23 protein-coding genes are annotated in these 24,811 nt (G+C 58.1%); 9 read left to right on the forward strand and 14 right to left on the reverse strand.

Features of this window, described 5'->3' with window-relative positions:
• Positions 1-115: 115 nt before the first annotated feature.
• From cobS to EV660_RS08530, 3 genes are all read right to left on the reverse strand, one after another.
• Positions 116-1,087: a cobaltochelatase subunit CobS gene (gene cobS / locus EV660_RS08520; protein ID WP_071479894.1), complete on the reverse strand. Its 972-nt coding sequence runs from the start codon at positions 1,085-1,087 to the stop codon at positions 116-118.
• Positions 1,088-1,182: 95 nt separating this feature from the next.
• Positions 1,183-2,352 (reverse strand): cytochrome P450, encoded by a 1,170-nt coding sequence (locus tag EV660_RS08525; RefSeq protein WP_071481924.1) that lies wholly within the window; start codon positions 2,350-2,352, stop codon positions 1,183-1,185.
• Between the two features lie 17 nt (positions 2,353-2,369).
• Positions 2,370-3,755: a dipeptidase gene (locus EV660_RS08530; protein ID WP_071479893.1), complete on the reverse strand. Its 1,386-nt coding sequence runs from the start codon at positions 3,753-3,755 to the stop codon at positions 2,370-2,372.
• A 121-nt stretch (positions 3,756-3,876) separates the two neighbouring features.
• Here EV660_RS08530 and EV660_RS08535 point away from each other — a divergent pair, with 121 nt between their 5' ends.
• The 4 genes from EV660_RS08535 (at position 3,877) to ispG (ending at position 8,361) form a co-directional block, all read left to right on the forward strand.
• A complete protein-coding gene (locus EV660_RS08535; protein ID WP_071479892.1) occupies positions 3,877-4,278 on the forward strand; it encodes a hypothetical protein in 402 nt (133 codons plus the stop codon).
• A gap of 191 nt (positions 4,279-4,469) precedes the next feature.
• Positions 4,470-5,693 carry a 5-aminolevulinate synthase gene (gene hemA / locus EV660_RS08540; RefSeq protein WP_071479891.1) on the forward strand — a complete coding sequence of 408 codons (1,224 nt, stop codon included), beginning with the start codon at positions 4,470-4,472 and terminating at the stop codon, positions 5,691-5,693.
• Between the two features lie 126 nt (positions 5,694-5,819).
• Positions 5,820-7,061 (forward strand): helix-turn-helix domain-containing protein, encoded by a 1,242-nt coding sequence (locus EV660_RS08545; protein WP_071479890.1) that lies wholly within the window; start codon positions 5,820-5,822, stop codon positions 7,059-7,061.
• A 175-nt stretch (positions 7,062-7,236) separates the two neighbouring features.
• On the forward strand, positions 7,237-8,361 hold the full coding sequence (ispG, locus tag EV660_RS08550) for a flavodoxin-dependent (E)-4-hydroxy-3-methylbut-2-enyl-diphosphate synthase (protein ID WP_071479889.1): 1,125 nt from the start codon (positions 7,237-7,239) through the stop codon (positions 8,359-8,361).
• A 39-nt stretch (positions 8,362-8,400) separates the two neighbouring features.
• On the opposite strand, the gene putA is transcribed toward ispG, so the two are convergent.
• Entirely contained in the window at positions 8,401-11,859 is a 3,459-nt protein-coding gene (gene putA, locus EV660_RS08555) for a bifunctional proline dehydrogenase/L-glutamate gamma-semialdehyde dehydrogenase PutA (protein ID WP_071481923.1), read from the reverse strand.
• 115 nt (positions 11,860-11,974) lie between these two features.
• Between putA and EV660_RS08560 the strand changes: the two genes are divergently transcribed.
• Positions 11,975-12,445: an Lrp/AsnC family transcriptional regulator gene (locus EV660_RS08560; RefSeq protein WP_071479888.1), complete on the forward strand. Its 471-nt coding sequence runs from the start codon at positions 11,975-11,977 to the stop codon at positions 12,443-12,445.
• Positions 12,446-12,455: 10 nt separating this feature from the next.
• Here the strand turns inward: EV660_RS08560 and EV660_RS08565 are convergent, their stop codons facing one another.
• Together EV660_RS08565 and efp are read right to left on the reverse strand one after the other, a co-directional pair.
• The gene (locus EV660_RS08565; RefSeq protein ID WP_071479887.1) at positions 12,456-13,667 is read right to left on the reverse strand and encodes an META domain-containing protein; all 1,212 of its coding nucleotides are present in this window, start codon (positions 13,665-13,667) and stop codon (positions 12,456-12,458) included.
• An 83-nt stretch (positions 13,668-13,750) separates the two neighbouring features.
• Positions 13,751-14,314 carry an elongation factor P gene (gene efp / locus EV660_RS08570; RefSeq protein ID WP_071479886.1) on the reverse strand — a complete coding sequence of 188 codons (564 nt, stop codon included), beginning with the start codon at positions 14,312-14,314 and terminating at the stop codon, positions 13,751-13,753.
• 209 nt (positions 14,315-14,523) lie between these two features.
• Between efp and EV660_RS08575 the strand changes: the two genes are divergently transcribed.
• Complete coding sequence (locus EV660_RS08575) at positions 14,524-14,850, forward strand: DUF6280 family protein (protein ID WP_071469852.1); 327 nt, start codon at positions 14,524-14,526, stop codon at positions 14,848-14,850.
• Between the two features lie 105 nt (positions 14,851-14,955).
• On the opposite strand, the gene EV660_RS08580 is transcribed toward EV660_RS08575, so the two are convergent.
• A complete protein-coding gene (locus EV660_RS08580; RefSeq protein WP_071479885.1) occupies positions 14,956-15,552 on the reverse strand; it encodes a 2-hydroxychromene-2-carboxylate isomerase in 597 nt (198 codons plus the stop codon).
• Between the two features lie 90 nt (positions 15,553-15,642).
• Here EV660_RS08580 and EV660_RS08585 point away from each other — a divergent pair, with 90 nt between their 5' ends.
• The gene (locus tag EV660_RS08585; RefSeq protein WP_071479884.1) at positions 15,643-16,659 is read left to right on the forward strand and encodes a ribose-phosphate pyrophosphokinase; all 1,017 of its coding nucleotides are present in this window, start codon (positions 15,643-15,645) and stop codon (positions 16,657-16,659) included.
• A gap of 452 nt (positions 16,660-17,111) precedes the next feature.
• On the opposite strand, the gene EV660_RS08590 is transcribed toward EV660_RS08585, so the two are convergent.
• From EV660_RS08590 to EV660_RS08610, 5 genes are all read right to left on the reverse strand, one after another.
• On the reverse strand, positions 17,112-17,450 hold the full coding sequence (locus EV660_RS08590) for an NfeD family protein (protein WP_134013997.1): 339 nt from the start codon (positions 17,448-17,450) through the stop codon (positions 17,112-17,114).
• Positions 17,451-18,305 (reverse strand): SPFH domain-containing protein, encoded by an 855-nt coding sequence (locus EV660_RS08595; RefSeq protein ID WP_071479882.1) that lies wholly within the window; start codon positions 18,303-18,305, stop codon positions 17,451-17,453.
• Between the two features lie 62 nt (positions 18,306-18,367).
• A complete protein-coding gene (locus tag EV660_RS08600) occupies positions 18,368-19,594 on the reverse strand; it encodes a multidrug effflux MFS transporter (protein WP_071479881.1) in 1,227 nt (408 codons plus the stop codon).
• On the reverse strand, positions 19,591-20,229 hold the full coding sequence (locus tag EV660_RS08605) for a DsbA family oxidoreductase (RefSeq protein ID WP_071479880.1): 639 nt from the start codon (positions 20,227-20,229) through the stop codon (positions 19,591-19,593). Before EV660_RS08605 ends, EV660_RS08600 begins: the two co-directional genes overlap by 4 nt.
• Positions 20,226-21,737, reverse strand: coding sequence for a class I adenylate-forming enzyme family protein (locus EV660_RS08610; RefSeq protein WP_071481922.1), 1,512 nt, complete (start codon positions 21,735-21,737; stop codon positions 20,226-20,228). The genes EV660_RS08605 and EV660_RS08610 overlap by 4 nt, the downstream gene beginning before the upstream one ends.
• A 67-nt stretch (positions 21,738-21,804) precedes the next feature.
• Between EV660_RS08610 and EV660_RS08615 the strand changes: the two genes are divergently transcribed.
• Together EV660_RS08615 and EV660_RS08620 are read left to right on the forward strand one after the other, a co-directional pair.
• A complete protein-coding gene (locus EV660_RS08615) occupies positions 21,805-22,428 on the forward strand; it encodes a helix-turn-helix domain-containing protein (RefSeq protein WP_071479879.1) in 624 nt (207 codons plus the stop codon).
• Positions 22,429-22,618: 190 nt separating this feature from the next.
• Positions 22,619-22,873, forward strand: coding sequence for an SH3 domain-containing protein (locus EV660_RS08620; protein WP_425466540.1), 255 nt, complete (start codon positions 22,619-22,621; stop codon positions 22,871-22,873).
• 135 nt (positions 22,874-23,008) lie between these two features.
• Here the strand turns inward: EV660_RS08620 and EV660_RS08625 are convergent, their stop codons facing one another.
• Both EV660_RS08625 and EV660_RS08630 read right to left on the reverse strand, forming a co-directional pair.
• Positions 23,009-24,037, reverse strand: coding sequence for an ABC transporter substrate-binding protein (locus EV660_RS08625; protein ID WP_071479877.1), 1,029 nt, complete (start codon positions 24,035-24,037; stop codon positions 23,009-23,011).
• Between the two features lie 33 nt (positions 24,038-24,070).
• On the reverse strand, positions 24,071-24,808 hold the full coding sequence (locus EV660_RS08630; RefSeq protein WP_375781728.1) for an ABC transporter permease: 738 nt from the start codon (positions 24,806-24,808) through the stop codon (positions 24,071-24,073).
• Between the last annotated feature and the right edge of the window lie 3 nt (positions 24,809-24,811).

Here is a 24,811-nt window from a genome sequence, read left to right on the forward strand (position 1 = left end):
AACCGGACTGCGGGAAAAACCCTCGAACCCTGTCGGACAACACACGCATGGAAATGGCCCATCCTGTCTAGTCTGACAGAATGGGACGTCTGTACTCGATTGTTGCGGTCAGGGTTCAGCCAAGGCTCATGCTGACGGCAGATTCGGGCAATTCTTCATCGAAGCAGCGCTGATAGAATTCAGCCACGGTCTGCCGCTCCAACTCATCGCACTTGTTCAGAAATGACAAGCGGAAGGCATACCCAAGCGAGCGGAAGATGCGTGCATTCTCTGCCCAGTTAATGACTGTCCGGGGCGACATGACGGTCGAGAGGTCGCCATTCATGAACGCTGTGCGCGTCATATCGGCGACGGTCACCATCTGGCTGATCTCTTGCCGGCCCTTGGCTGTGTTATAGGCCGGATTCTTCGCCAGAACGATGGCGGCTTCGGCGTCATGGCTCAGGTAGTTCAGCGTCGCCACCAGTGACCAGCGGTCCATCTGCGCCTGGTTGATCTGCTGTACACCGTGATACAGCCCGGTCGTGTCGCCCAGACCAACCGTATTCGCAGTTGCAAACAGACGGAAGGACGGATGCGGGGTGATAATTTCGTTCTGGTCCAGCAGTGTCAGCTTGCCATCATGTTCCAGCACGCGCTGAATAACGAACATCACATCCGGGCGGCCTGCGTCATATTCGTCGAACACAATCGCAACGGGGTTGCGCAGCGCCCAGGGCAGGATGCCTTCCTGAAACTCTGTCACCTGTGCGCCGTCGCGCAGCTTGATTGCGTCCTTGCCGATCATGTCGATACGGCTGATATGGCTGTCAAGGTTGACCCGCACAGAGGGCCAGTTCAGCCGCGCGGCCACCTGTTCGATATGCGTGGATTTGCCCGTGCCGTGATAGCCCTGGATCATCACGCGGCGATTATAGGCAAAGCCTGCCAGAATCGCGAGTGTGGTGTCCGGGTCGAACTTGTAGGTCGGGTCAAGGGCCGGAACGCGGTCGGTAGCTTCGGCAAAGCCCTTTACCTTCATGTCCGAGTCAATTCCGAACACATCCCGGACCGAAATTTCTTCGGTTGGTTTTTCTGATGCCGTCATGCTGTCACGTCCCGCCTGAAAATTGTCCTTGCGCCCTGTCGCGCCTCATGGTGCCAGATGTGAAACATATCCGTCGCGGGCGCAAGGGAAAGGGGTTATTTCGCTGTAACCATCAGAGATTTCAGGCCGTGGAAATGATAGATATCTGCGTAAAGCGGGGTCTGCGCCAGTTTCAGTCCCGGTAGACGCGCGACCAGCGCATTTAGCGCATGCACAATTTCCAGCCGTGCAAGCGGTGCACCAAGGCAGAAATGCAGCCCCGCCCCAAATGCCAGATTCGCCTTTGGGCTGCGCGTCGGGTCGAAACTATCGGGTGCATCCCAGTGTTTGGGGCAACGGTTGGCGGCCCCAAGCAGGCAGGCAATCTGCGTGCCTTTCGGGATGACATGCCCGACCACATCAATATCGTCATAGGCCCAACGGGCGAACAGGTGCAGCGGCGGATCAAAGCGCAAACATTCTTCGACCAGCGCATCCGAGATGGGCGCGCGGCCATAATGGTCTGTCTGCAAAAGCGTTTTGGTCGCGTTGCCGATACTATGGACTGTCGCTTCATGCCCTGCATTCAGCAGCAGGATGCAAGTTGAAATCATTTCATCCGTGCTCAGCCGGTCGCCGGCCTCTTCTGCGTTTATCAGATGCGTTATCAGATCATCGCGCGGGGTCTGGCGGCGTTGCGCGATATAGCCGCGCATGAAATCAACAAATTCCGTGGTCGCCGCTATGGCGCGGTCTTCATCGGCGCGGGTACGCCCGGCCTGATACATGCCCACCATCGCATTGGACCAGCGCAGCAGATCAGGGGCCAGAGACTCTGGTACGCCCAGCAGGCGCGCGATAATCGTCACCGGCAACGGTTGAGCAAAATGCGTCAGCAAATCGAAGGGACCATCAGGCAACTGGTCGATCATCTGATGCGACAATGCCTCGATCTCAGGCGCAAGCGCCGCAATCCGGCGAGAGGTGAAGGCGCGCAGCACAAGGCTGCGCAACCGCGTATGGCGCGGGGGTTCCAACTCCAGCATGGAATGCGCCTCGACCGCATAGAACGGGGCCAGATGTTCGGCCACTGGCGGCGGGTCCAGCGGCATACGCCCGAACCGGCGGTCGCGCAAAATGGCATTTGCGGACGCAAAGCTGACGGCGCAGGGCATGTTGTATTCCTGCCAGAACACCAACGACCCCAGCGCCCGCATCCGGTCATATGCCGGATACGGGTCTTGCACAAAACCTGCATCAAGCGGGTCTTGGGAGAATGCGGGCAGGGAAAGCGCCACCCTGTTTAAGCCTTTGACACGGCGTCCAGTATCCGCGCCCATGACCGGATGCCACGATGAAAGCTGTCCAGATCATATTTCTCATTGGGTGAGTGAATCTGGTCATCATCATTCGCAAAGCCGATCAGCATTGAATCCATGCCGAGAATGGATTTGAAATAACCCGCAATCGGGATCGACCCACCGGCCCCGACAAAGGCAGCGGGTTTGGGCCATTCGTCACTCAATGCGCCGCGCGCCGCCTCGAATGCAGGATGCGATGTTTCCATGACCGAGGCGGGCGAGGCGCCATGCTCGTGAAATTCAACTCGACAATCGGCAGGCACGCGCGCAGTGACAAATTCACGGAACACCTTGCGCAGCTTGTGCGGGTCTTGCTGGCCAACCAGCCGGAAGCTGACCTTGGCGCTGGCCTGTGCAGGCAGCACAGTCTTGAAGCCAGCGCCAGTATAGCCGGAAATCATGCCATTGATCTCGCAGGTCGGTCGCGCCCAGATCATTTCCAGTGCCGTGCGCCCACTCTCGCCAGCGGGCACACTCAGGCCCACACCGCCAAGAAAAGCATCCGGGTCAAACCCCAGCCCATCCCACTGCGCGCGCAAATCATCGCTTATTTCGGGCACATAATCATAGAACCCCGGTAGGGTGATGCGGCCATTCTCATCATGCAGATCTGCCAGAATCCGTGCCAGAACCCGCGCGGGGTTCATCGCGGCGCCGCCAAAGCTGCCTGAATGAAGGTCGCGCGCAGGGCCATGAATGGTGATCTCTTCGCCCAGCAGCCCACGCAGCATGGTGGTAATGCCGGGGGTCTGGGGGTCAAACAGGCCAGTGTCGCAGATAAGCGCAAGATCAGCGCGCAGCGCGTCGCGATTTGCCTCCAGATAAGGAACCAGCGAGGGAGAGCCGCTTTCTTCTTCGCCCTCCAGACAGAAAGTCAGCTTTACCGGCAGACTGTCATGCACCTTCAACCATGCGCGGCAGGCCTCAATGAATGTCATCAATTGGCCTTTGTCATCAGACGCACCGCGCGCGCGGATCACTTTGCCCTTTGGTGTGTCCTGAAGTTGCGGGTCGAATGGGTCAGATTCCCACAAATCCAGCGGGTCTACGGGCTGAACATCATAATGGCCGTAAAACAGCAGATGCGGTCCATCCTTGGCCCCACCTTGCGCAACCACCATCGGATGACCGCCTGTCTGGTCCTTGCGGGCCTCGAAACCAAGAGAGGCCAATTCCGCCACCAGCCAATCAGCAGCCTTGTCCACATCTGCTGCATGTGCGGGGTCCGTCGAAATCGAAGGGATGCGCAGCAAGGCTGAAAGGCGTTCCAGCGCTTGCGGTAAATCCTGATCGATCTGGGCCAGCACAGGGGTGATGGTTGCAGTCATGTTATCGCTCCGGTTATAGGGGTCTGGTGCAGAACGTATCAGAGCGCTTGGGGCTGTCCAGCCCTGTCGCATATGCGAAACGCTTTCACGGCAGAGCACAAGCCATTTGGAGGTTGGAACTATGCGACTGAAAACTATCGGATTGGCAGCCGGACTGATGCTTGCATCTACCGCGCTGGTATCTGCGCAGGACATACAGGCGGAAAGCTATCAGCTGGACGGGGTGCAGATTACGGTTATTGCCCACCCTTTTCTGGCGGAAGACGAACTGATGACCCTGCGCCTTGTTGGGCAGAACCGTGACGCGTTGGAATTGTTCGTACCTGACGGGCCGGGCTATGCGGCGCTGGCTATCGCGCCTGAAGAAGGCTTTGTGCGCAATGGTGTTCCGGTCGATTCGGCCATTGCCATTTCTGGCCTTCAAGATATCGACACAGCGCGCGCCTCTGCGCTCGAAGCGTGCGATGCGGCCCGCCAGACAACGCAGAATTGCGTGGTTGCGCTTGAAGTTGCACCGCGCTGAGGCCCGCAACGGCAAGATGCGACGAAGGGCCACGGAGTCTTTGCTTTGTCAGAGAGGTCAGTTTGATTTAGGTCATGGTTTGACCACAATGTCGAAACTAGAGTCAGAGAGCGGGGCTGAAAAGCTTTGCATTTCGGCTATGGATCGATAAATACGAATGTATACCCAGCGAAGATGCGAGGGAGAGGGTTTTGACTTATACTGCTGCGCTCGACACGGCCTTGAACCGACTGCACGAGGAAGGACGCTATCGTACCTTCATTGATATCGAGCGTCGCAAGGATCATTTCCCGAATGCTGTCTGGACACGCCCTGACGGGACCAAGCGTGATATCGTGGTCTGGTGCGGGAATGATTATCTGGGTATGGGCCAGCAGCCAACCGTCCTGAATGCAATGCATGAAGCGATTGACGCGACAGGCGCTGGATCGGGCGGCACGCGCAATATTTCCGGCACGACGGTCTATCACAAGCGCCTTGAGGCTTCGATTGCCGATCTGCATGGCAAAGAAGCGGCACTTGTCTTTACATCCGCATATATTGCGAATGACGCAACCCTTTCGACACTGCCCAAGCTATTCCCCGGTCTGATCATCTATTCGGATGCGCTCAACCATGCTTCGATGATTGAAGGCGTGCGCCGCAATGGCGGGGCCAAGCGCATTTTCCGCCACAATGATGTGGCGCATCTGCGCGAATTGATGGCCGCTGATGACCCTGCCGCACCAAAGCTGATTGCGTTCGAGTCGATCTATTCAATGGATGGTGATTTCGGGCCGATCAAGGACATCTGCGATGCAGCTGATGAATTTGGCGCGCTGACATATATTGACGAAGTGCATGCTGTTGGCATGTATGGGCCGCGTGGTGCTGGTGTTGCAGAGCGTGATGGGCTGATGCACCGCATCGACATCATCAACGGGACGCTGGCCAAGGCCTATGGTGTGATGGGTGGCTATATCGCAGCATCAGCCAAGATGTGTGACGCGATCCGTTCATATGCACCCGGGTTCATCTTCACCACATCGCTGCCGCCAGCAATCGCCGCCGGGGCAACAGCATCGGTCGAATTTTTGAAAACCGCGCAGCATCTGCGGGATAAACAGCAGGAGAATGCGCGCATTCTGAAAATGCGTCTGCGCGGGCTTGGATTGCCAATCATCGATCATGGCAGCCATATTGTGCCGGTGCATGTAGGTGACCCGATCCATTGCAAGGCAATCTCTGACATGTTGCTGGACCGGCATGGGATTTATGTTCAGCCTATCAACTTCCCCACTGTGCCGCGTGGAACAGAACGGCTGCGCTTTACCCCGTCGCCTGTTCACAAACCCACCATGATCGATGATCTGGTAAGCGCTATGGATGGATTGTGGGCGCATTGTGCGCTGAATCGCGCCGAAATCTCTGCCTGACTTTCTTTAATGCTTCAAATCGCCGTGAAATTGTATATGGTTACCTTCAGGGTGACGCAGATTTAAAAGCTGCGCATCCCTGCAAGGCGGATGCAGGTGAAACTCTAGGCGGTCAAGGGGCGGGTAATGAAATGGTTTGGCAATAAACCCAGATCAGAAGATACGGGAACATCCAGTACTGCGGCGGTCGGGTTCGATGATTTCGAAGTTCGGTTAGGCGACCTGATGCGCGGCGAACGCGCAACTCTGGGCAAGTCTTTGCTGGATGTGCAGCGTGAACTTCATATCCGGGCAACCTATATCGCCGCGATAGAATCCGGCGATCTTTCAGCTTTTGAGGCCGCAAGTTTTGTGGCCGGGTATGTGCGGTCTTATGCACGATATTTGGGGATGGACCCGGACTGGTCTTACGCCAAATTCTGTGCGGAAACGGGCTTTGCAATCTCGTCAGATTTGCAGCGCAGCACCACATCCTCACCCCGGATCGGCGCCCAGCCATCAACAGGTGACTTTTCTCAGGGTCTACTGGCCAGAACCAAAATGGCTGAGGAACCTGACCCTTTTTGGCGGCGGCTTGACCCTGTTGCGATGGGGTCCACAGCGGTGATGATCCTTTTGATCGCTGGTTTGGGCTTCGGCGGCTGGACGGTCCTGCGCGAAGTCCAGCGCGTCAATCTGGCACCGGCGGATCAGCCGCCATCTGTCCTGTCTGATCTTGACCCGATCACATCTGGCGCAGCGCCCCGAATGGCAGCGATAGAGGAACCCTCTCTGCGCGTTGGTGAGGCACGGAACACAAGCAATACAAACGCTCAGGGTGTTGTGCGCAACTACCGCCCAGAAGCGCTGGAAACACCGGTTGTCGTGTCCAGAGATGGCCCCATTGCGGCGATCAACCCGCGCGAATCGGAGCCCAGCCTCGACAATTCAGGCATAAGCTCAGCCATAGAAATGGCCTTGGCAGAAGCCAGCACGAGCGCTGTATCTGGCGAGAGCGTTCGCGTCACGCATGACGGGCCACCGGAAGTTGAGATTCTGGCTGTCCGCCCAAGCTGGATTCGTGTGCGCGCCGCAGATGGAACGGTCCTTTTCGAGAAAGTCCTCGACGCGGGGGAGCGGTTCAGGGTTCCACCATCCGAAAGCCCGGCGACGTTGCGGGCTGGAAATTCGGGCTCAGTCTATATGCTGGTTGACGGACAGCCCTTTGGGCCAACGGCACCGGGCGCACAAGTCGTAGACCAGATTGCCCTTTCGCCCGAGGCTGTCTCGGAACGCTTCACACTTGCCGATCTCAGTGACGATCAGGCTTTGCGTGAGTTCGTGAATGTGGCCGAAGCGGGAACCGACGCTTTGACGCAGACAGACTAAGCTTGTGACATGCTTCAGGCATGTCATAGACAGCTTGGGTGATTTGTCGCACTGAGTTTATTCAGAACCCATGTATATCGTCGCCCAATTCACAGGTGTGGTGCCGCCTTCCCATTGCCGCTATGTCTAGATTAGCTTACATTGCAGGCAGTGAAGTCGAAGGGGGCATCCGCTGATGGACCACAACCATATCCGCCCGTGGCGCAACATCGCCAGACGCAAATCGCGCCAGATAATGGTTGGGTCGGTGCCTGTTGGCGGCGATGCACCCATCTCTGTCCAGACGATGACGAATACCGATTCTGGCGATGCGGCGGCCACGATCAAACAGGTGCTTGCCTGTGCCGAAGCGGGCGCAGATATCGTGCGCGTTTCGGTGCCTGATACCGATGCCAGCCGCGCGCTGCGCGAGGTATGCCGCGAAAGCCCGGTGCCGATCGTGGCAGACATACATTTTCACTACAAACGCGCGATCGAGTCGGCCGAGGCCGGGGCCGCCTGTCTGCGCATCAACCCCGGCAATATTGGCGATGCGGCCCGCGTGCGCGAGGTTATCAAGGCCGCGCGCGATTATGGCTGTTCCATTCGCATCGGCGTTAATGCCGGGTCGCTGGAACGCCACCTGTTGGAGAAATACGGCGAGCCGTGCCCTGACGCCATGATCGAATCGGGCCTCGATCATATTCGCATCTTGCAGGATAACGATTTCCACGAATTCAAGATCAGCGTCAAAGCGTCAGATGTGTTCCTTGCCTCTGCCGCCTATATGGGGCTGGCCGAAGCGACCGATGCCCCCATCCATCTTGGTATAACCGAAGCGGGCGGCATGGTTTCGGGGACTGTAAAATCTGCGATCGGGCTGGGCAACTTGTTGTGGATGGGTATCGGTGACACGATCCGTGTGTCGCTGTCGGCTGACCCGGTCGAGGAAGTGAAGATTGGCTATGAAATCCTCAAGTCACTGGGCTTGCGCCATCGCGGTGTGAACATCATCTCTTGCCCGTCCTGTGCGCGTCAGGGGTTCGATGTGATCAAGACTGTCGGTCTGCTGGAAGAACGCCTTGCCCATATCAAAACCCCGATGAGCTTGTCGATCATCGGCTGTGTGGTCAATGGACCGGGTGAGGCGCTGATGACCGATGTCGGCTTTACTGGTGGCGGTGCCGGGTCTGGCATGGTCTATCTGGCGGGCAAGCAAAGCCACAAGCTCAGCAATGAGCAGATGGTCGAGCATATTGTCGAGCAGGTTGAAAGACGCGCCGCCGAGATAGAGGCGGTGCAGGATCACGCTGCAGAATAATCTGACCTGCGTGATGCCGGGTTTGGCCCGGCATCGGTTTTAATCCGCTCCGCCAGTCTCGGCCAGCAATTGCGCATTGCCGCCTGATGCTGTTGTATCGACGCACAGGTGACGCTCCAGAAAAACATGGCCAGCATCTGGCATGTCCGTAATCAGCGGAAGGATTGGCCCGTCACGTTCAGCCAGCGCCTGTTCGATTGCGCGCGCCTGATCTGTATCTCCCCAGAACAGCACCCCCGAATAACCGTGTAATGCTGCCAGATTATCGGGGACACCGTCGATTATTGCAGCCGCACCCCCCAACGCTTGCACGGCTTTCGCTTGCGCTTGCGCCACCTTCGGCCCCGGCCCCATGCACAGGATGGGTGCGCGCGCGGCAAAGCTCAGGCGGTTCGACTCGCCCGTCGGGCCGGGCAATTCCAGAACGTCTGGCAGCGTTGCGCCTGTCGCATTGGCCAGCGCCTTGCGCAGCCCCTCAACCGTGGCAACCGAGGCGACATCTTGCACCGCCTGCGCTTCCTCGCGTGTGAAGCGTGTCAGGTAATGTGGGCCACCTGCCTTTGGCCCCGTGCCGGACAGCCCTTCGCCACCGAAGGGCTGACTGCCCACGATTGCCCCGATCTGATTGCGATTGACATAGGTGTTTCCCACCCTGATCCGTTCGACCACATGCTGAACACGACTGTCGATCCGCGTGTGCAGCCCAAAGGTAAGCCCATAACCCGTAGCATTCACATCAGCGATAACGCGGTCAAGATCGGCGGCCTTGAAGGTCGCCAGATGCAAGACCGGGCCAAACACTTCGCGCTCCAGTTCCTTTATCCCCGACACAGAGAGGACAACCGGTGGAACGAAGAAACCTGTGTCAGGTGTCGCAAGTTCATGCAGCACGCGCCCCTGCGCCCGCGCGGATTCGATATATGCGCTGATCTGGTCGCGTGCCTGCGCATCAATGACAGGGCCAACATCTGTGTAAAGTGCCCAAGGGTCACCCAGACGCAATTCATCCATCGCGCCAAACAGCATCGCGCGAAACTCTTGGGCGATATCTTCTTGCACATAAAGGCAGCGCAAGGCTGAGCAGCGCTGCCCGGCTGATTGAAAGCTGGATGCCAGCACATCGCGCACGGCCTGTTCCGGCAGGGCTGTGCTATCGACGATCATCGCATTCAGACCGCCAGTTTCGGCAATCAGGGGCGTACCCGGGTTCAGGTGCTGCGCCATCGCCCGCCGGATTACAAGCGCCGTCTCGGTTGAGCCGGTGAAGGCCACACCATTCACACGTGGATCCGATGTCAGCGCCGCGCCAACCGTCGCGCCATCACCGGGCAAAAGTTGCAAGGCGTCGCGCGGAACACCTGCCTCATGCAAAAGTCGCGTTGCAAGATGCGCGATCAACGGGGTCTGTTCGGCGGGTTTGGCCAGCACGCCGTTGCCTGCCGCCAATGCCCCCGCAATCTGGCCTGTAAAAATGGCCAGCGGAAAATTCCACGGACTGATACAGGTAAAAATCCCGCGCGCGGGCGCAGCCAGGTTTTGCGCCTGTAGCGCGTAATACCGCAGAAAATCCACTGCTTCGCGCAACTCTCCCACGGCGTCTAGTTGGCTTTTGCCTGCCTCGCGCCCCAGAATGGCGAAGATCTCGCCGAAATGCGCCTCATAAAGATCGGCTGCGCGATTCAGCACCTCCGCCCGGGTTGCGACATTTGCCGCCCAGGGTTTGGCGGCAGCGAGGGCCGTGTCCACATCCTCCGGGGTGGAGAATGTAACCTCTCCCACATGGTCCGTTGGGCGCGCAGGGTTTTTCGCTGCGTATGGGGCGGCGCCTGTGACCTTGCCTGCAATCAACGGTGCTGCCTTGAAACAGGCTTCGCGAAATGGGGCGCGCGCGGCGTCGATCTCATCCAGGTCGCGCTGATCGCTCAAATCCCAGCCCCGCGCATTGCGCCGCGCTGCCCCGAACAACACCGGGCCTGTGCTGATCTTTGGGTTATGTCCTTTGGGGAGCATCTCCAGAGCAACAAAAGGACAGGCCGCCACCTCGGCTGGGGGGACATCTTCATCTACAATCTGGTTGACGAAAGAAGAATTTGCCCCGTTCTCCAGCAATCGCCGCACCAGATAGGCCAACAGGTCTTTATGCGCGCCCACTGGCGCATAAATACGGCAGCGTGTGCCTTGTTGCGTCAGGACGATGTCATGAAGTTTCTCGCCCATTCCATGCAGGCGCTGGAATTCATAATCCAGCGCGCTGACACTCATTTCTTCGGCCATATGCAGAACCGCCGCCACCGTATGCGCATTATGCGTGGCGAATTGCGGGTAGAGGCGGTCATGCTTGGCCAGTAGCTGCCGCGCACAGGCGATATAGTTGATGTCGGTCGCGGGCTTCTGGGTCAGGACAGGAAAGCCGTCCAGCCCGAAAACCTGTGCACGCTTGATTTCAGTGTCCCAATACGCACCCTTGACCAGCCGCACCATAAGCTTGCGGTCCAACCGCTCGGCCTGGGCGTGCAGCCAGTCGATCACATCGCCCGCGCGCGGCCCATATGCCTGCACCACTACGCCGAAGCCGTCCCACCCTTCGAGTGCGGGGTCCGCCAGCACAGCGCCGATCACATCCAGCGACAGGGCAAGGCGGTCGGCCTCTTCCGCATCGATGTTGAAGCCCAAACCCAGCGCGGCCGCCAGCCGCGCCAATTCGCGCACACGGGGGACCAGTTCGGTCATGACGCGGTCTGATTGCCCCATCTCATAACGCGGATGCAGCGCTGACAGTTTGACCGAAATCCCCGGATTTGATCGTATGTCATTGCCACTGGCGCGCGCCCCGATGGCACGGATCGCCTTGGCATATGCCGTGTGGTAGCGCTTTGCATCCGCATCCGTGCGCGCCGCTTCGCCCAGCATGTCATAGGAATAGGAATAGCCGCGACTTTCCAGCTGTTTTGCCCGGGTCATGGCTGTGTCGATTGTTTCACCCAGCACGAATTGACGGCCCATCTCCTTCATGGCGCGCCCGACAGCGGTTCTGATCACCGGCTCGCCCAGCCGCTTGACCGCACCGCGCAAAACCTGCGCCGCGCTTTTGCTGCGGTCATCCAACACGCGGCCTGTCAACATCAGCGCCCAGGTTGAGGCATTCACCAAGCTGGACGAGGATTTTCCCAGATGCCGGCCCCAATCGGACGGGGCAATCTTGTCTTCGATCAGATCATCAATTGTCGCCGCATCCGGCACACGCAAAAGCGCCTCTGCCAGACACATCAGCGCGATGCCCTCTTCTGTCGAAAGACCGTATTCTGCCAGAAATACTTCCATCAAACCGGGGGAGTCGCTGGCGCGAATATCCTGCACCAGTTTGGCCGCAGCCTGCGAAATATCCGCGCGTGCGCCAGAATCCAGCGCGGCCATGTGAATGGCGCGCGCTGTTTCCTGCGCCTCATCGCGCAAGATATGATGGGTGATCTCGATTGGCAGTTGGGCAGCAGGCTGCATGGCGGCACCTTTCACAGGAAGATCCCCTGAGATTGACATAGAAAAATGTTGATTTCAGCCTTATTTGCTGATTAATGCAGTCAATATATCTTCTTAATGTGGGTTTTTCAGTAAAATGAACCAAGTGAAGCTTGACGGCTTTGATCATGCGATCTTACGGCATCTGTCGGTGAATGGCCGCATCAGTGTAACCGAACTTGCCGGACGGATTGGACTGACGAAATCCCCGACACAAGCGCGTTTGCGGCGGCTGGAAGAGTACCGGGTTATCACCGGCTATCGCGCCATGATCGACCCGCAGCAAATTGATGCGGCCCATATCGCCTTTGTTGAAATCAAACTTTCTGACACCCGCGAAGCTGCCTTACGCGCCTTTAATGAAGCCGCCCGAAAAGTGCCGGAAATAGAGGAATGTCACCTGATTGCGGGCGCGTTTGATTATCTTCTGAAGGTACGCAGCCGCGATATAGCTTCTTATCGCAGGGTTTTGGCCGAACATATCTCGGCGCTGCCACATATCACTTCAACCTCGACCCATGTAGTGATGGAAGCGGTTAAGGAAACCGGTGCACAACCTGCATTCTAAGCACATGGGGTCAGCGACGAACGGCCGTCAGGATCGGCATGGGTCCAGAGCGCAGGATCAACATGCCATCGCGGCTAATGTCGAAACCGGTTGCCACTTCCAGCGCATCCAGAAAGCGTAATTCCAGATTGCGCAGATCAGTCGGGCAGGCCAGCCGGGTCGTTCCCAATTCCCGAAAGGCAAGCTGCCCGTCCTCAACCTTGGCCCGGCCCACATAGCGATTACAGGTGCCGCGCCCCGAAATCTGCCCGTTGTTGATTTGTAGTGTCATGGCCCGCGCTTCCCCGGCGTTCGGGGCCAGTACAGACCCAAACAGGCTGGAAACATACCAACTGCGACCGGACAGAAGATCCAGCGCAGACCCGGCGCACCCGTCCGAAATAGTCGCCGTGGCATGCAATGTCAGCTCGGCTGAAATCGGGTAGATCAGATTGTTATCTGGCAATCTGCATCGCCCCTGTGTCAGGCGAAGCGACAGCGACCTGGCCGATACGTTCATGGCGCCATTACGAGGCGCGGATATTCCAAGCCCGTCACTGGGCAGGGTTTCATCTTCAAGGCCAGGCAGGTCAATCAGCGCGGTTTCCAGCCCAAGTTCAATGCGCCATTCGCCATTCGCAGCAACGGCCTCTAGCGGCAGAACGGGTTTGAATAGCGTGGGCTCGCATACGACTTCGGGCTGCCCCGGCATGGTCAACTCTGCCTGATTGCCTGTAAAGTGCAGCACGCTGCCTGCGTCATCTGCGAAGGTGCTTTCGGCGTCGGGCTGCGCTGCAAGCAGCAAAATTCCCCCTGAATGGCGTAAGACCAGTTCATCGTTTTCCTGCGTGATCTGTATCTGCACCCTATCAGCGCATTCCCACAGGTCGCTGAAGCCAATTGCAAGGCTTTGGTGCAGCGCAAGGGTCAGGTCGGGGGCCGTGCGGTTCGAGATCGGAATGATGGCACTTTGCAAAGTGACCGATCCTTCGGTGATCATGCCCGCCTGTAATGCCTGGGCAGTTCGTGGCAGGGGCGGCAGGTCGATCTGCGCCGCGGTATCGCCTGCTTCAACCGGGTGGCGCAGTGACAGGCTGTTTTCCCCATCTTCGTTGCGGATCAGCAGCAGCACGCCCGAGTCTGGCTCTGCTGGTTCGGCCCATGTGATCGTCACCGCCCCCTCCTGCGAAAGCGCGGGCGGGGCGAGAAAGCACATGAACAGAACAGCATAGGCGTGGCGCATCGCGGCCTCCGTCGGTCGGGATAGACTTGGGATATGCCATGATGCCGCCTTGCAGCAACAACAATTGCGTGAGAATGGCCCGATCAGGCGCGTTCGGAATACTCGAATGTCTCGGTATTGACGACGATGTTTTCATCCTGCCCGACAAAAGGAGGCACCAGAACCCGTACCCCATTGTCTAGAACGGCGGGTTTGAAGCTGTTTGCCGCAGTCTGACCTTTTACAACCGGCTCTGTCTCGACGATCTTGCAAACCACTTTTTGCGGCAGCGCCATATTCAGCGCCTCTTCCCCGAAATATTCCACGGTAACGGTCATGCCGTCTTGCAGAAATGGCCGACGCTCGCCCAGAAGTTCGGCATCCAGTTCAACCTGTTCGAAGGTCTCCATGTCCATGACAACAAGCCGGCCATCGGATTCGTACAGGAATTGCTGGTCTTTCTGTTCCAGACGGACCCGCTCTACCTTGTCGTCAGAGCGAAACCGCTCGTTCAGCTTGCGGCCATCGCGCAGGTTTTTCAGTTCGACCTGCGCAAATGCGCCGCCTTTTCCCGGTTTGACATGGCTCACTTTGACAGCGGCCCATAGGCCACCATCATGTTCCAGAACATTGCCGGGGCGAATTTCGTTACCGTTGATCTTGGGCATAGGTGGACCTTGTCGAGACCTTGATGTTTGAACAAACCTTCCTATATCGCGCATAGAATTGGTGCGCAAGGAAGCGTTGTTTCCGCTTGCATCACGGCGTATGCGCAAAATGCATACCTGCTATGCGAATTGAGTGTAGCGAATCAAGGCGCAAAAAGGCTATGCAGCACCGAGCGGTGAATGCAAGAGCAAGAATAAAGGAATGTGGTATGTTTGATGCGGCTGATGGAACGGCCTTTACCCACGAACAAGGCGCGCGCGCTCGCAAGCTTTTTGCTGCGGTAGTGCTTGCTGCGCTGGATGATGCGATTGCGGATGACAAGAAATACGGCAATGGCCCTGAGCAGATCGCTCGTTGGGCACGCTCGCGCGATGGTCGCGAAGTGCTAAGCTGCGCCGGAATTGACCCGAATGAACGCGTTGTTGCTGGCTTGATGGAATTTGTGGCGAAAGGCGTGCGCACGTCTGTCGCGCTTTCGCGTGAAGAGAGCGAGCGTCGCAATGCTGCCGCAGCAGCAGAAGCCGAGGCTGCATAAGCGGCACACAGCCGACTTGGAATGACAAACCCCGCGCTTTTGGCGCGGGGTTTGTCATTTTACCTAAGTCAGCGGTCGTACAGGCCCGGGACCACCATGTGCTTGTCAGATTTGCACACCAGCTGCTTCCGCCAGGAAATCCAGACGATCCTGCCCCCAGAACCGCGCTTCGCCCATTACGAAAAACGGCACCCCGAACACACCTTGTTCTACCGCATCTTCCAGATTGCGGGGATAGATCTCTGCGCCCTGCAACATGCCGCTGAATGCGAGGCTTGGGTCAAATCCCGCCGCAGACAGGCAATCGCGGATCACCTCATCTTCGGCGATGTTACGGTCCTCTTCCCAGCAAGCGCGGCTTAGACCTGTGACCAGCGCGGCCATATCCCCACCCCCTGTTTCCTGCGCGGCGATGATCGCGTAGGATGCGGGCGCTGGATTGGTGGGAAAGAATGCCGGCTGCAATTTTATCGGCACACCAAGACGATCTGACCAGCGCTGCAATTCCTGCAACCGATAGGCCTTGCGGCTTTCATGTCTGTCGGCCAGAACCTTGCCGCCAGTGCGATGGAACAGCGCGGATGGGTCCAGCGGTTTGTAGCGCAATGTGGCCCCGGCGGCTTGCGCAATCCGGGCAGGGCGTGTGCCCGCCATATGAACCCAAGGCGACATTGGGCTGAGATAGTAATCGATATGGGCCATGTTCCATCCTTTTGCACACAGAGGCAGTTTGCAAGATCGTAACGGGGTGGTAAGCGGTGTCAACTTGTCCGAATCCCGAAGGATGGCACGATGATCGATCGCTCGGAACCCAAACTGATTTCCGGTAATTCAAATGGCCCATTGGCAAACGCCATTGCGCGGCGCATGTCGTTGCATCGGGGTATGTCTGTTTCCCTCGTCGATGCGCGGGTCGAGCGGTTCAATGATGGTGAAGTGTTCGTCGAGGTTTACGAGAATGTCCGTGGCGAGGATATGTTCATCATCCAATCCACCTCAAAGCCCGCGAATGACCATCTGATGGAATTGCTGATCATCGCCGACGCGCTGAAGCGTTCATCAGCCGCGCGGATCACAGCCGTCATTCCCTATTTCGGCTATGCGCGGCAAGACCGTCGAACCAAGGCCCGCACCCCTATTTCAGCCAAGCTGGTGGCCAATATGATCACCCAGGCTGGAATTGAACGTATTCTGACGCTTGATCTGCACGCAGCCCAGATTCAGGGCTTTTTCGATATTCCGGTAGATAACCTTTATGCTGCGCCGGTCTTCGCGCTGGATGTGAAGCATAATTTCCGGGGGCGGTTGCAGGATGTGACGATTGTTTCGCCCGATGTGGGCGGCGTTGCGCGCGCGCGTGAACTGGCCAAGCGGGTCGGCTGTGCCCTCGCGATCGTGGACAAGCGCCGCGAGAAGCCGGGCGAAGTGGCAGAAATGACCGTGATCGGCGATGTGAAGGGCAAGACCTGCATCATTGTCGATGACATTTGTGACACCGCAGGTACCTTGTGCAAAGCCGCCGAGGTGTTGATGGAGGCTGGCGCAACCGAAGTGCACAGCTACATCACGCATGGTGTGCTGTCTGGCCCTGCCGTTGGGCGGATCACCAATTCGGTCATGAAGTCGCTTGTCATCACCGACTCTATCGCACCGACCGAGGCGGTTCAGGCCGCACCGAATATTCGGATTGTTCCAACCGCGCCTATGTTTGCCCAAGGCATCCTGAACACATGGAAAGGGACATCGGTATCATCTTTGTTCGATACGGAAACGCTGATGCCGATCTATGAAGGGCTGTATAGCGAATAGGTGCGATTTTCTGGCTGACAAATCGGTCCTTTTCCGCCTTTTGTTGTCCTGTTATGTCCGGCACATGGCACGAGGTGCAGCGACCAGTGACAAATGTCAGCTTTCGGGACTATCCCGCCGCTCGGTTGTTCTCTGCGCGGAACAAAGGCCGAAGGCCGCCGCGCATCGCCGGGCCGCCCTCACGGCACGGCGATTTGGCTGCCCCAAGCGCTCAGATCAGATCCCGCAGGGACTTGGTCAGCATAAAGTGCTACAGATTCAACCATGGATCGCCGCACCGCGGCCCGACGCTGCGCGGCTTGTCGAAACCATCCTCCGTCCGAAACGCCCCCAACCTGACACCACATGCTTTCTGCAAGTTGGTTTAAATAGGCAGCTCTTAAGAAAACCGGAACGCAGCTTTACGCGGTTCTTGAGATATGGCGCAACGGGACGGCAAGCCGCGCACAAGGTCACTCATGTTCCTTTTGCTTCATTTCATCGCGGCGCATACGGTCTGCGCGTGGGAGGGACTCCAGCGGGTCAAAGTCATTGATATCCTTGCGTGACTTGTGCCGCTTGCTGTTCCAGCGCGACAAGCCCAACCACACCGCCAACCCGACAGACGCCCAGATCAACCCCTGCACGAAGATATGCAGCCCCGGCACGAAATATGTCACAAGCGCAACAGCCGCCGCGCCGATTGCAAAGCCCAAGGCGACATAGGCTGTGGTCATCATCTCCACGGCCAGCAGGGCGGCCGCAATCAGGCCCCAGATTATCCAGTCAGGCAAGGCGAACAGGTCCATCACTCACATCTCTTTCAGAATGGCAGCCGCTTCGCGGAAGGAATTTGACGGGCCACCCGGCAGCATGATCAGCTTCGCGTTATCCGACTTGGCCAATCCCTCCAATGCTTCGACCTGCATGCGTGCGGTCTGGAAGGTCAGGGCTTCGCGCGCGTTATCCCCTTCGAGAGAGGCCGAAATGGCACGGTTGGCCGAAGCATTGGCATCGGCAATCGCGCGGATGGCGTCGGCACGGCGCTGCGCCTCATATAGTTCTGCATCAGCGGCAAGCTCTGCTGCGCGGCGCTGTCCTTCGGCGCGGGTGATTGCCGCACGGCGTTCGCGTTCTGCGGCCAGCACCTCTGCCATGGCTTTCTGCGTAGTCTCGTTCAACTTTACATCGGTGATTTCTGACCGCGAGATGCGAATGCCGTATGTCTTGCCTGCATCTTCCAGCGCCTCAAGAAGCGCGACATTCAGCGAACCGCGATCCGATTGCACCGCGTCAAGTTCCACCTTGCCCAATTCCGAGCGCACCAGTGATTGAACCAACCCGATGACCAGTTCATCAATCCGGTTGACACGAAAGACCGCCGCTTCGGGATTGTCTATACGGTACACGACCAGAAGCTGCGCCCCGAACACAACGTTATCTGCCGAAACCACTTCCAGAGAGATATCGTTCAAAACCTGATCATTGACCGGCACTTTGGAATGCACCCGATCAAGGAATGGCACGATCACATTCACCCCGGCGTCCAGCGTTCGATGGTATGCGCCCAAGCGGGTGACGACATAGTTTTCTGATTGCGGCACGATCTTCAGGCCCAGAAGGACAACAAGCACCAGCACGACAACAAGTGCAAGAATAAGTTCCATGACCACCCCCAATAAAAATATGCCCGGATCATATGACAGATGGGGCGCGCTGCAAGGTTAAATCATGCGCTCTCTTCCGTGGCAACACGCCGTGAGAGAAGCATCAGGCCAAGGGCTGTGCCTGAACACAGGATCATCCCGAAGATCAAAGGCAAGGGCGTGCCGTCATAGGCCAGTGAAATCGGCACCGCAATCAGCACGGACCCGACTGTTGACAGCGACATGACCACCGAAGACCCGATCCCCGCCATATGCCCCAAGGGCTGCAAGGCGAGGGCGTTCAGATTTCCGAAAGTCAGCCCGATGGAAAAGAATGCCGTGCACATGAAGGCAAAGAACAGCGCAAAATCCCAAGGCGCGGGCAGGCCGCGACTTATCAGAACCAGAAACACCACCGAGACACTAGCTTGCCAGAAGAACGCATAAGTGGCGATCTTGCGCATACCCAGCCGCATGACAAGTTTTGCATTGGCCACGCTGGCGGTTCCAGCCACCAGCGCGGTTGCCGCGAACCAGAAGGGGAAGGTAGACGCGCGGTCATAGACATCTTCAAAGATCATCGGCAGGTTGGACAACCATGCAAACAGCGGCGCAAAAGCAAATGTCAGCGCCACGACATAGACCATCACCGCCGGATTTGTGAGAATTTCGACCAAGGCCGCGCCGATCACGCGCGGCCGCAACGCGCGGCGGCGGTCAGGCGGCAGCGATTCCGGCTGGCGGATCATCAGCCACAGGCCGGAAATCAGACCGAAGGCCACGAAAGAAAAGAAGATCATGCGCCAGCTTGACAGCCACATGATACCCGCCCCGATTGAAGGCGCGATTGCAGGCACCAGCACGAACAGGGTCATGATGATCGAGGTAACGCGCGCCATGGCGCGGCCCGAATACAGATCACGCACCATTGCCTGTGCGACCACGCGCGGCGCTGCGGCCCCCAGCCCTTGCAAAAACCGCGCGGCCAGCAGCGACTCGATCGACCAGGCCTGCATCGCCAGAAACGCACCCGCCAGATAGACGGCAATCCCCACCAGCAAAACCGATTTACGCCCGAACGCATCCGAGACAGGCCCGCAGACCAGCGTGCCAAGGCCAAGACCGAAGACGAAGCTTGCAATCACCAACTGTCCGCGCGCGGGCGTGTCTGGCGACAATTCCAGCCCGATCGCGGGCAAGGCCGGTAACATGGCGTCAATGGAGAATGCGACCGTCGAGGTTAGCAGCGCCATCAGCGCGACAAATTCGCCAAATCGCAATGGCCGTGTGGGCGAAAAGGCCCCTCTCATCCGGGCATCCCCCGATTCAGGTCATCGATAACGTCTTGCCACAGCTTTGTGGGCTGTGCGCCCGATATGGCGTATTTTTGGTTGATAATGAAAAACGGCACCGCCTGAATGCCCCGGGCGCGCGCTGCGCGATCTGCTTCGCGCACCAGTTCACAATCGGCGTCACTGGCCAGCAGGCGCGCAACCATGTCACGCCCAAGCCCTGCCTGCGTTGCCAGTTCAAGCAAGACTTCATGACTGCCAATATCGCGCCCTTCGGTAAAATAGGCACGAAACAAGGCACTGACGATTGCGCCCTGCCGCCCTTCCAGCCCAGCCCAATGGATCAGCCGATGCGCTTCCAGCGTGTTGGGGGTCCGCGCAATGCCCGGAAGGTCGAATTCCAACCCGGCATCTTCTGCGGCCTCGATCACGGGTTGGTAGGCCTCAAGAATGCCCTGCTCTGCGCCGAATTTCAGCGACAGATACTCTTGCCGCGCCATCCCTTCAGCGGGCATGTCGGGGTTCAGCTGGAACGGATGCCAGCGTATCTCGAACGGGTGATCGGGGCGCGATTCCAGTGCGCGGCCAAGGCGTGTCTTGCCAATATAGCACCACGGACAAATCGGATCGGACCAGATATCAAGTGTAATCATGCCTGCGATACCTTGAAGCTGTCACGCAAGGCGCGGCGCGACAATTTGCCATTCGCGCCACGCGGCAGGCTTTCGCATCTGCGATAGAGGCGCGGTTGTTTGTAGCGCGCCAGCCTTTCGGCGGCAAAGGCTTGCAGCGCTTCCTCTTCCAGTAGTTCATCTGCGGTGTAGAAAGCGGCAATGACGCTGACCCCTTCGCGCACAGAGACTTCGGCGCAAGCAATGTCATGTATCGCCGGGTGGCTGACAAGCACGCGCTCCACCTCCAGCGGCGAGACGCGAAAGCCGCCCGCGTTCATCATGTCGTCATTGCGGCCCGTATACGAAATCGCATCGCTTTCTGCCATCTGGCCCCTGTCGCCGGTCACAAACCAGTCACCCAGCAAGGGCAGGGCGGGCGCACCGTCTTGCAGATAGCCTAGCATCAGCCCCGGATCGCTGCGATGGATCGCAAGCATCCCTTCTGCCCCGCGCGGGACGGGCGCGCCCTCGTCATCCAGAATAGCGACCTGCCGCCCCTGTTGCGGAAAGCCTGCGCTGCCAGCCGGGGCAGGGCGCGCCGGACTGGCCGAGATATAGGTCGAGCATTCGGACATGCCCAGCGCCTCGTAAATCTCGCGCCCTGTCGCATCTCGCCATGCGTTGCGCGTAATCTCCGGCAGTTTTTCACCCGCAGACAGGCCGTGACGCAGGCGCGGCAAATCCAGCGCGCGCCCATCTTTCAGAAGCTGACGATAGACACCGGGCACCGCAGCAAAGATGGTCGCATCAAACCGTTTGAGCATCAGGCCAAGCGGTGCACCTGCATCGGGGATCAGGGCTGTTGCACCGATGGCCCAAGGGTCCATCAACCCGGTGCCCAGAGTATATGTCCAGTTGAACGCACCGGCATGCAGCATTCGGTCATCTGGTGTCAGGCCATACCAGCCATCCCACATCATCCGCCGCGCCCAGATGGCCCGGTGTGCATGAACCACCGCGCGCGGGCTACCACCGCTGCCAGATGTATAAATAATGTATCCGGCGCGATCGGGGCTGCCCATATGCCAGTCACAGGGCGGCAGATCCTGCATGGCGTGCAATGCAGCCTGTCCGATTACAGGGGTTTCATAATCCGGCAGCGCCACCCCGTCCGCACCCAGCACCAGCGAAGGGGTCACTTCATGCGCGATGCGCGTGATCTCTCCCTGCGTGAGTTGTGTCGATGTTGGCACAGGTACTAGCCCCGCGGCGATGGCACCCAGATAAGCCACCGGAAAATCCACTGTATTGCCCAGCCGCATCAGGACCCGGTCACCGGGCTGCAACCCGGACTGCAACAAGCCCTGCCCGGTGCCGCGCACCGCAGCAATCAGGCGGGCATAGGACCACCGTTCTGCCCCGCTTGCGCGCAGGATTTGCAGCGCAATCTTGTCGGGGGTCGTAGCACCCGCAGACAGGACATAGTGCGCCATGTTAAAGGGCGCGGGGCATGGTTCGGGCGGTGTGGGGGCGGTTACGGACAACATGCGCATAGAGCTACGCGCGCGCCAAGACAGTTGCAAGCCCAAGCCGCCCCGCGTAAAGGACAAATCCATGACCAGAGCAGATGACCCAGGCGTTCTGAAAATCATGCGCAACAGCGGCACCGATGACGTGGCGCGGCCCATTGATCTGGCGCAGCGTGTGCGCGAATTGCGAAAGTCGCGCGGCTGGACATTGGAGCAGGCCGCCACGGCCGCTGGTCTGGCACGTTCGACGCTGTCGAAAATCGAAAACGGGCAGATGTCGCCAACCTATGACGCGCTGAAGAAACTGGCGCAGGGTCTGGAAATCACGGTGCCGCAACTGTTCACCCCGCCCGTGCAGCACCCCGCAAGCGGGCGCATGGCAGTAACACGGGCCGATGAAGGCACTGCGCAGCCGACCCCGACTTATGATCACAGGTTGCTGGCAGGTCAGCTTAGCCAAAAGAAGATGCTGCCTTATCAGGCGCGGGTCCGGGCGCGCGATATGGCCGATTTCGGCGGATGGGTTCGTCACGGGGGCGAAGAGTTCCTGTATGTCCTGACAGGCGAAATCCGACTGTACACCGAATTCTATGCCCCGATCGACATGCGGCGCGGTGACAGCGCATATTACGACGCCAGCATGGGCCATAACGTCATTTCGCTTTCGCGAGAGGATGCGCAGATTCTGTGGGTCACCTCTCTGGAGTGAACGTGTGTTCCTCACCTGATACAAGTTTCCCGATCCCGCGATGAGTGCAGCAGACAAAGCATAGGCGTACCCTTTCTGTTCTTGCCAAGCCCCGCGTTTTCAGCCACATGATCAGGTATAGCCAACAAAATAAACGCCACAACAAGGTGAAGGTCTGATCATGAAACTTAGCGTCATCCCAGCAGTTCTAATGACCTTGCTTGTCGCCGGTTGTGCGGGTGGCATCAGTGATCGCGCGGTGGTTAAAGGCGCTGGGGCCGAACTTCTGAAGCTTCGGGCAGGGCCGGGTCTGGGGTTCAACATTATTCTTGGTCTGCCAGATGGAACCGCCGTTTCACGCCGCGATTGCGTGACCGAAGTGGGGCAGCTCTGGTGCCGGGTTTCGCTGGTCGCGGCCCCAAGCATTACCGGATATGTCTCTGCCGATTACCTCTCAACGCCCTGAGGTCAGGCGCCGTTTTCGCACATGCTTGAACTGGTTCGAATTGGGCAGGCCCCTGTTTAAATTTGCGGGTCGCAATTTCACGCAGGCCGCCGGATAAAAGCATGCAGGCGGATGGCCTGCATGCTGTCGTTGCGGTTATTGCATCAGTTCGGTCCAGATCTGGGTGTGGATGTCATTGACCTCTTGCGGGCAGGACTGGCCCCAGCGCCCTGCCTCTGCCTGTTCGGCAGGTACATTGATCTCTGGCGCGTCGCGCATCTCTTCATCCATAAACTCTTCAGAGCCGGTGATCCCGTTCGAGTAGCGCGCAAAATTCGAGATGAGCGCCGCGATTTCGGGTTGCAAGACGAAGTTGATGAACTTCATTGCGTTTTCAGGGTTTGGCGCGTCTGCCAGCACGGCTGCGTTATCCATCCAGATCGGATAGCCGGTTGCAGGATAGCCATAGGCGAAATTGTCATTTTGCAACCGCACCCGCATGGATGCGCCGTTCCAGTAGATACCTGCCGCAAAGTCACCGGCAGCGTAGCTGTCGACGGCCCCGTAATCCAGCGCCAGCCAATGAGGTTTGGCAGACATCAGGCTATCGCGTACAGCGCGCAACACATCACGATCGGTCGTGCAGCGTTCGCCACCGTGATAGTAAATGGTCATCGCCATCACATCAGACATTTCTGGAATCACGTTGATCCGGCCCTGCAACTCGGCGGGCGGGTCGATAATCAGCTCAAAGTTATTCGGGTCACCGCTATAGACCGATGTATCCACGATCACGCCGGTTGTTCCCCAGGCCCAGGGAACCGTATATTCACGGCCCGGATCGAACGGCACATCTACCCATTGTGGTTCGATATTGCCCATATTGGTCACAATCTCGCGGTCAAGCGGCTGGATCAACCCTTCGGATACCCAAGTATCAATATAGGTGTCTGAAGGCACAACAATATCAAAGCCATGCCCGCCCTGACGAATACGCGCAAGCGCGGTGTCATTGCTATCGAAATCGGTCAATGTGACCTCAATGCCCGTTTCCGCAGTAAAACGTTCCAGAATTTCGGGGTGGGTGTAGTTGCCCCAGTTGTAAAGATTGACCACACCTTCAGCACTGGCCAGCGCTGTAGTTCCAAGCAAGGCCACACTGGCCCATCCAGCTATCATTTTCATTTTGTCGTCTCCCTGTGGTTGGTGGTAGAACCCTCAGCGCCCACGGGTGCGGGTGATGAGGAAGAATGCTGTCACAATCACCAGCGACAGCGCGAGAAACAGTGTGGCAATGGCATTCATTTCCGGTGTTACTGTCCGGCGAAGCTGACCAAGCATATATGTGGGTAGCGTATCCTGCCCTGCGGATTTCACAAATTCGGTAATCACCACTGTATCGAGCGAGATTACAAAGCCCAGCATGAACCCGGCCAGAATGCCCGGTATCATCAGAGGCAGCGTGATATACCGAAATGCCTGAATAGGGGATGCGTAAAGATCGGCCGCTGCCGCCTCTAATGCGTGATCAAGCGTTTCCAGCCTTGCGCGGATCGGCAGATAGGCAAAGGGAATGCAAAATGCCGTATGCGCCGCGACCAGATAGCCCATACCAGTATAGCCTGTCTGGACCTTGATCGCGGCCACGAAGATCAGAAGCGCGATGCCGGTTACAATTTCAGGCACCATCAGGGGTTGGTTGATCAGCGCATAAATCATGGTCTGGCCCGGAAAGCGCCCTACGCGGGTGGTCCCAAGGGCCGCCAATGTTGCAAGCGCTGTTGCAAGGCCCGAGGCAGTGACCGCCAACCACAGAGAGCGTAGCGACACATCGCGCACCTGCGTATTGTTAAACGCAGCTTGATACCATTGCAGCGAAAACCCTTCCCAGCGCGACTGCGAAACGCCTTCATTGAAAGAGAAAACCACCAGGATGATGATGGGCAGATACAGCATGAC

This window comes from Roseinatronobacter bogoriensis DSM 18756 (genome assembly GCF_004366635.1).
Classification (GTDB): Bacteria; Pseudomonadota; Alphaproteobacteria; order Rhodobacterales; family Rhodobacteraceae; genus Roseinatronobacter; species Roseinatronobacter bogoriensis.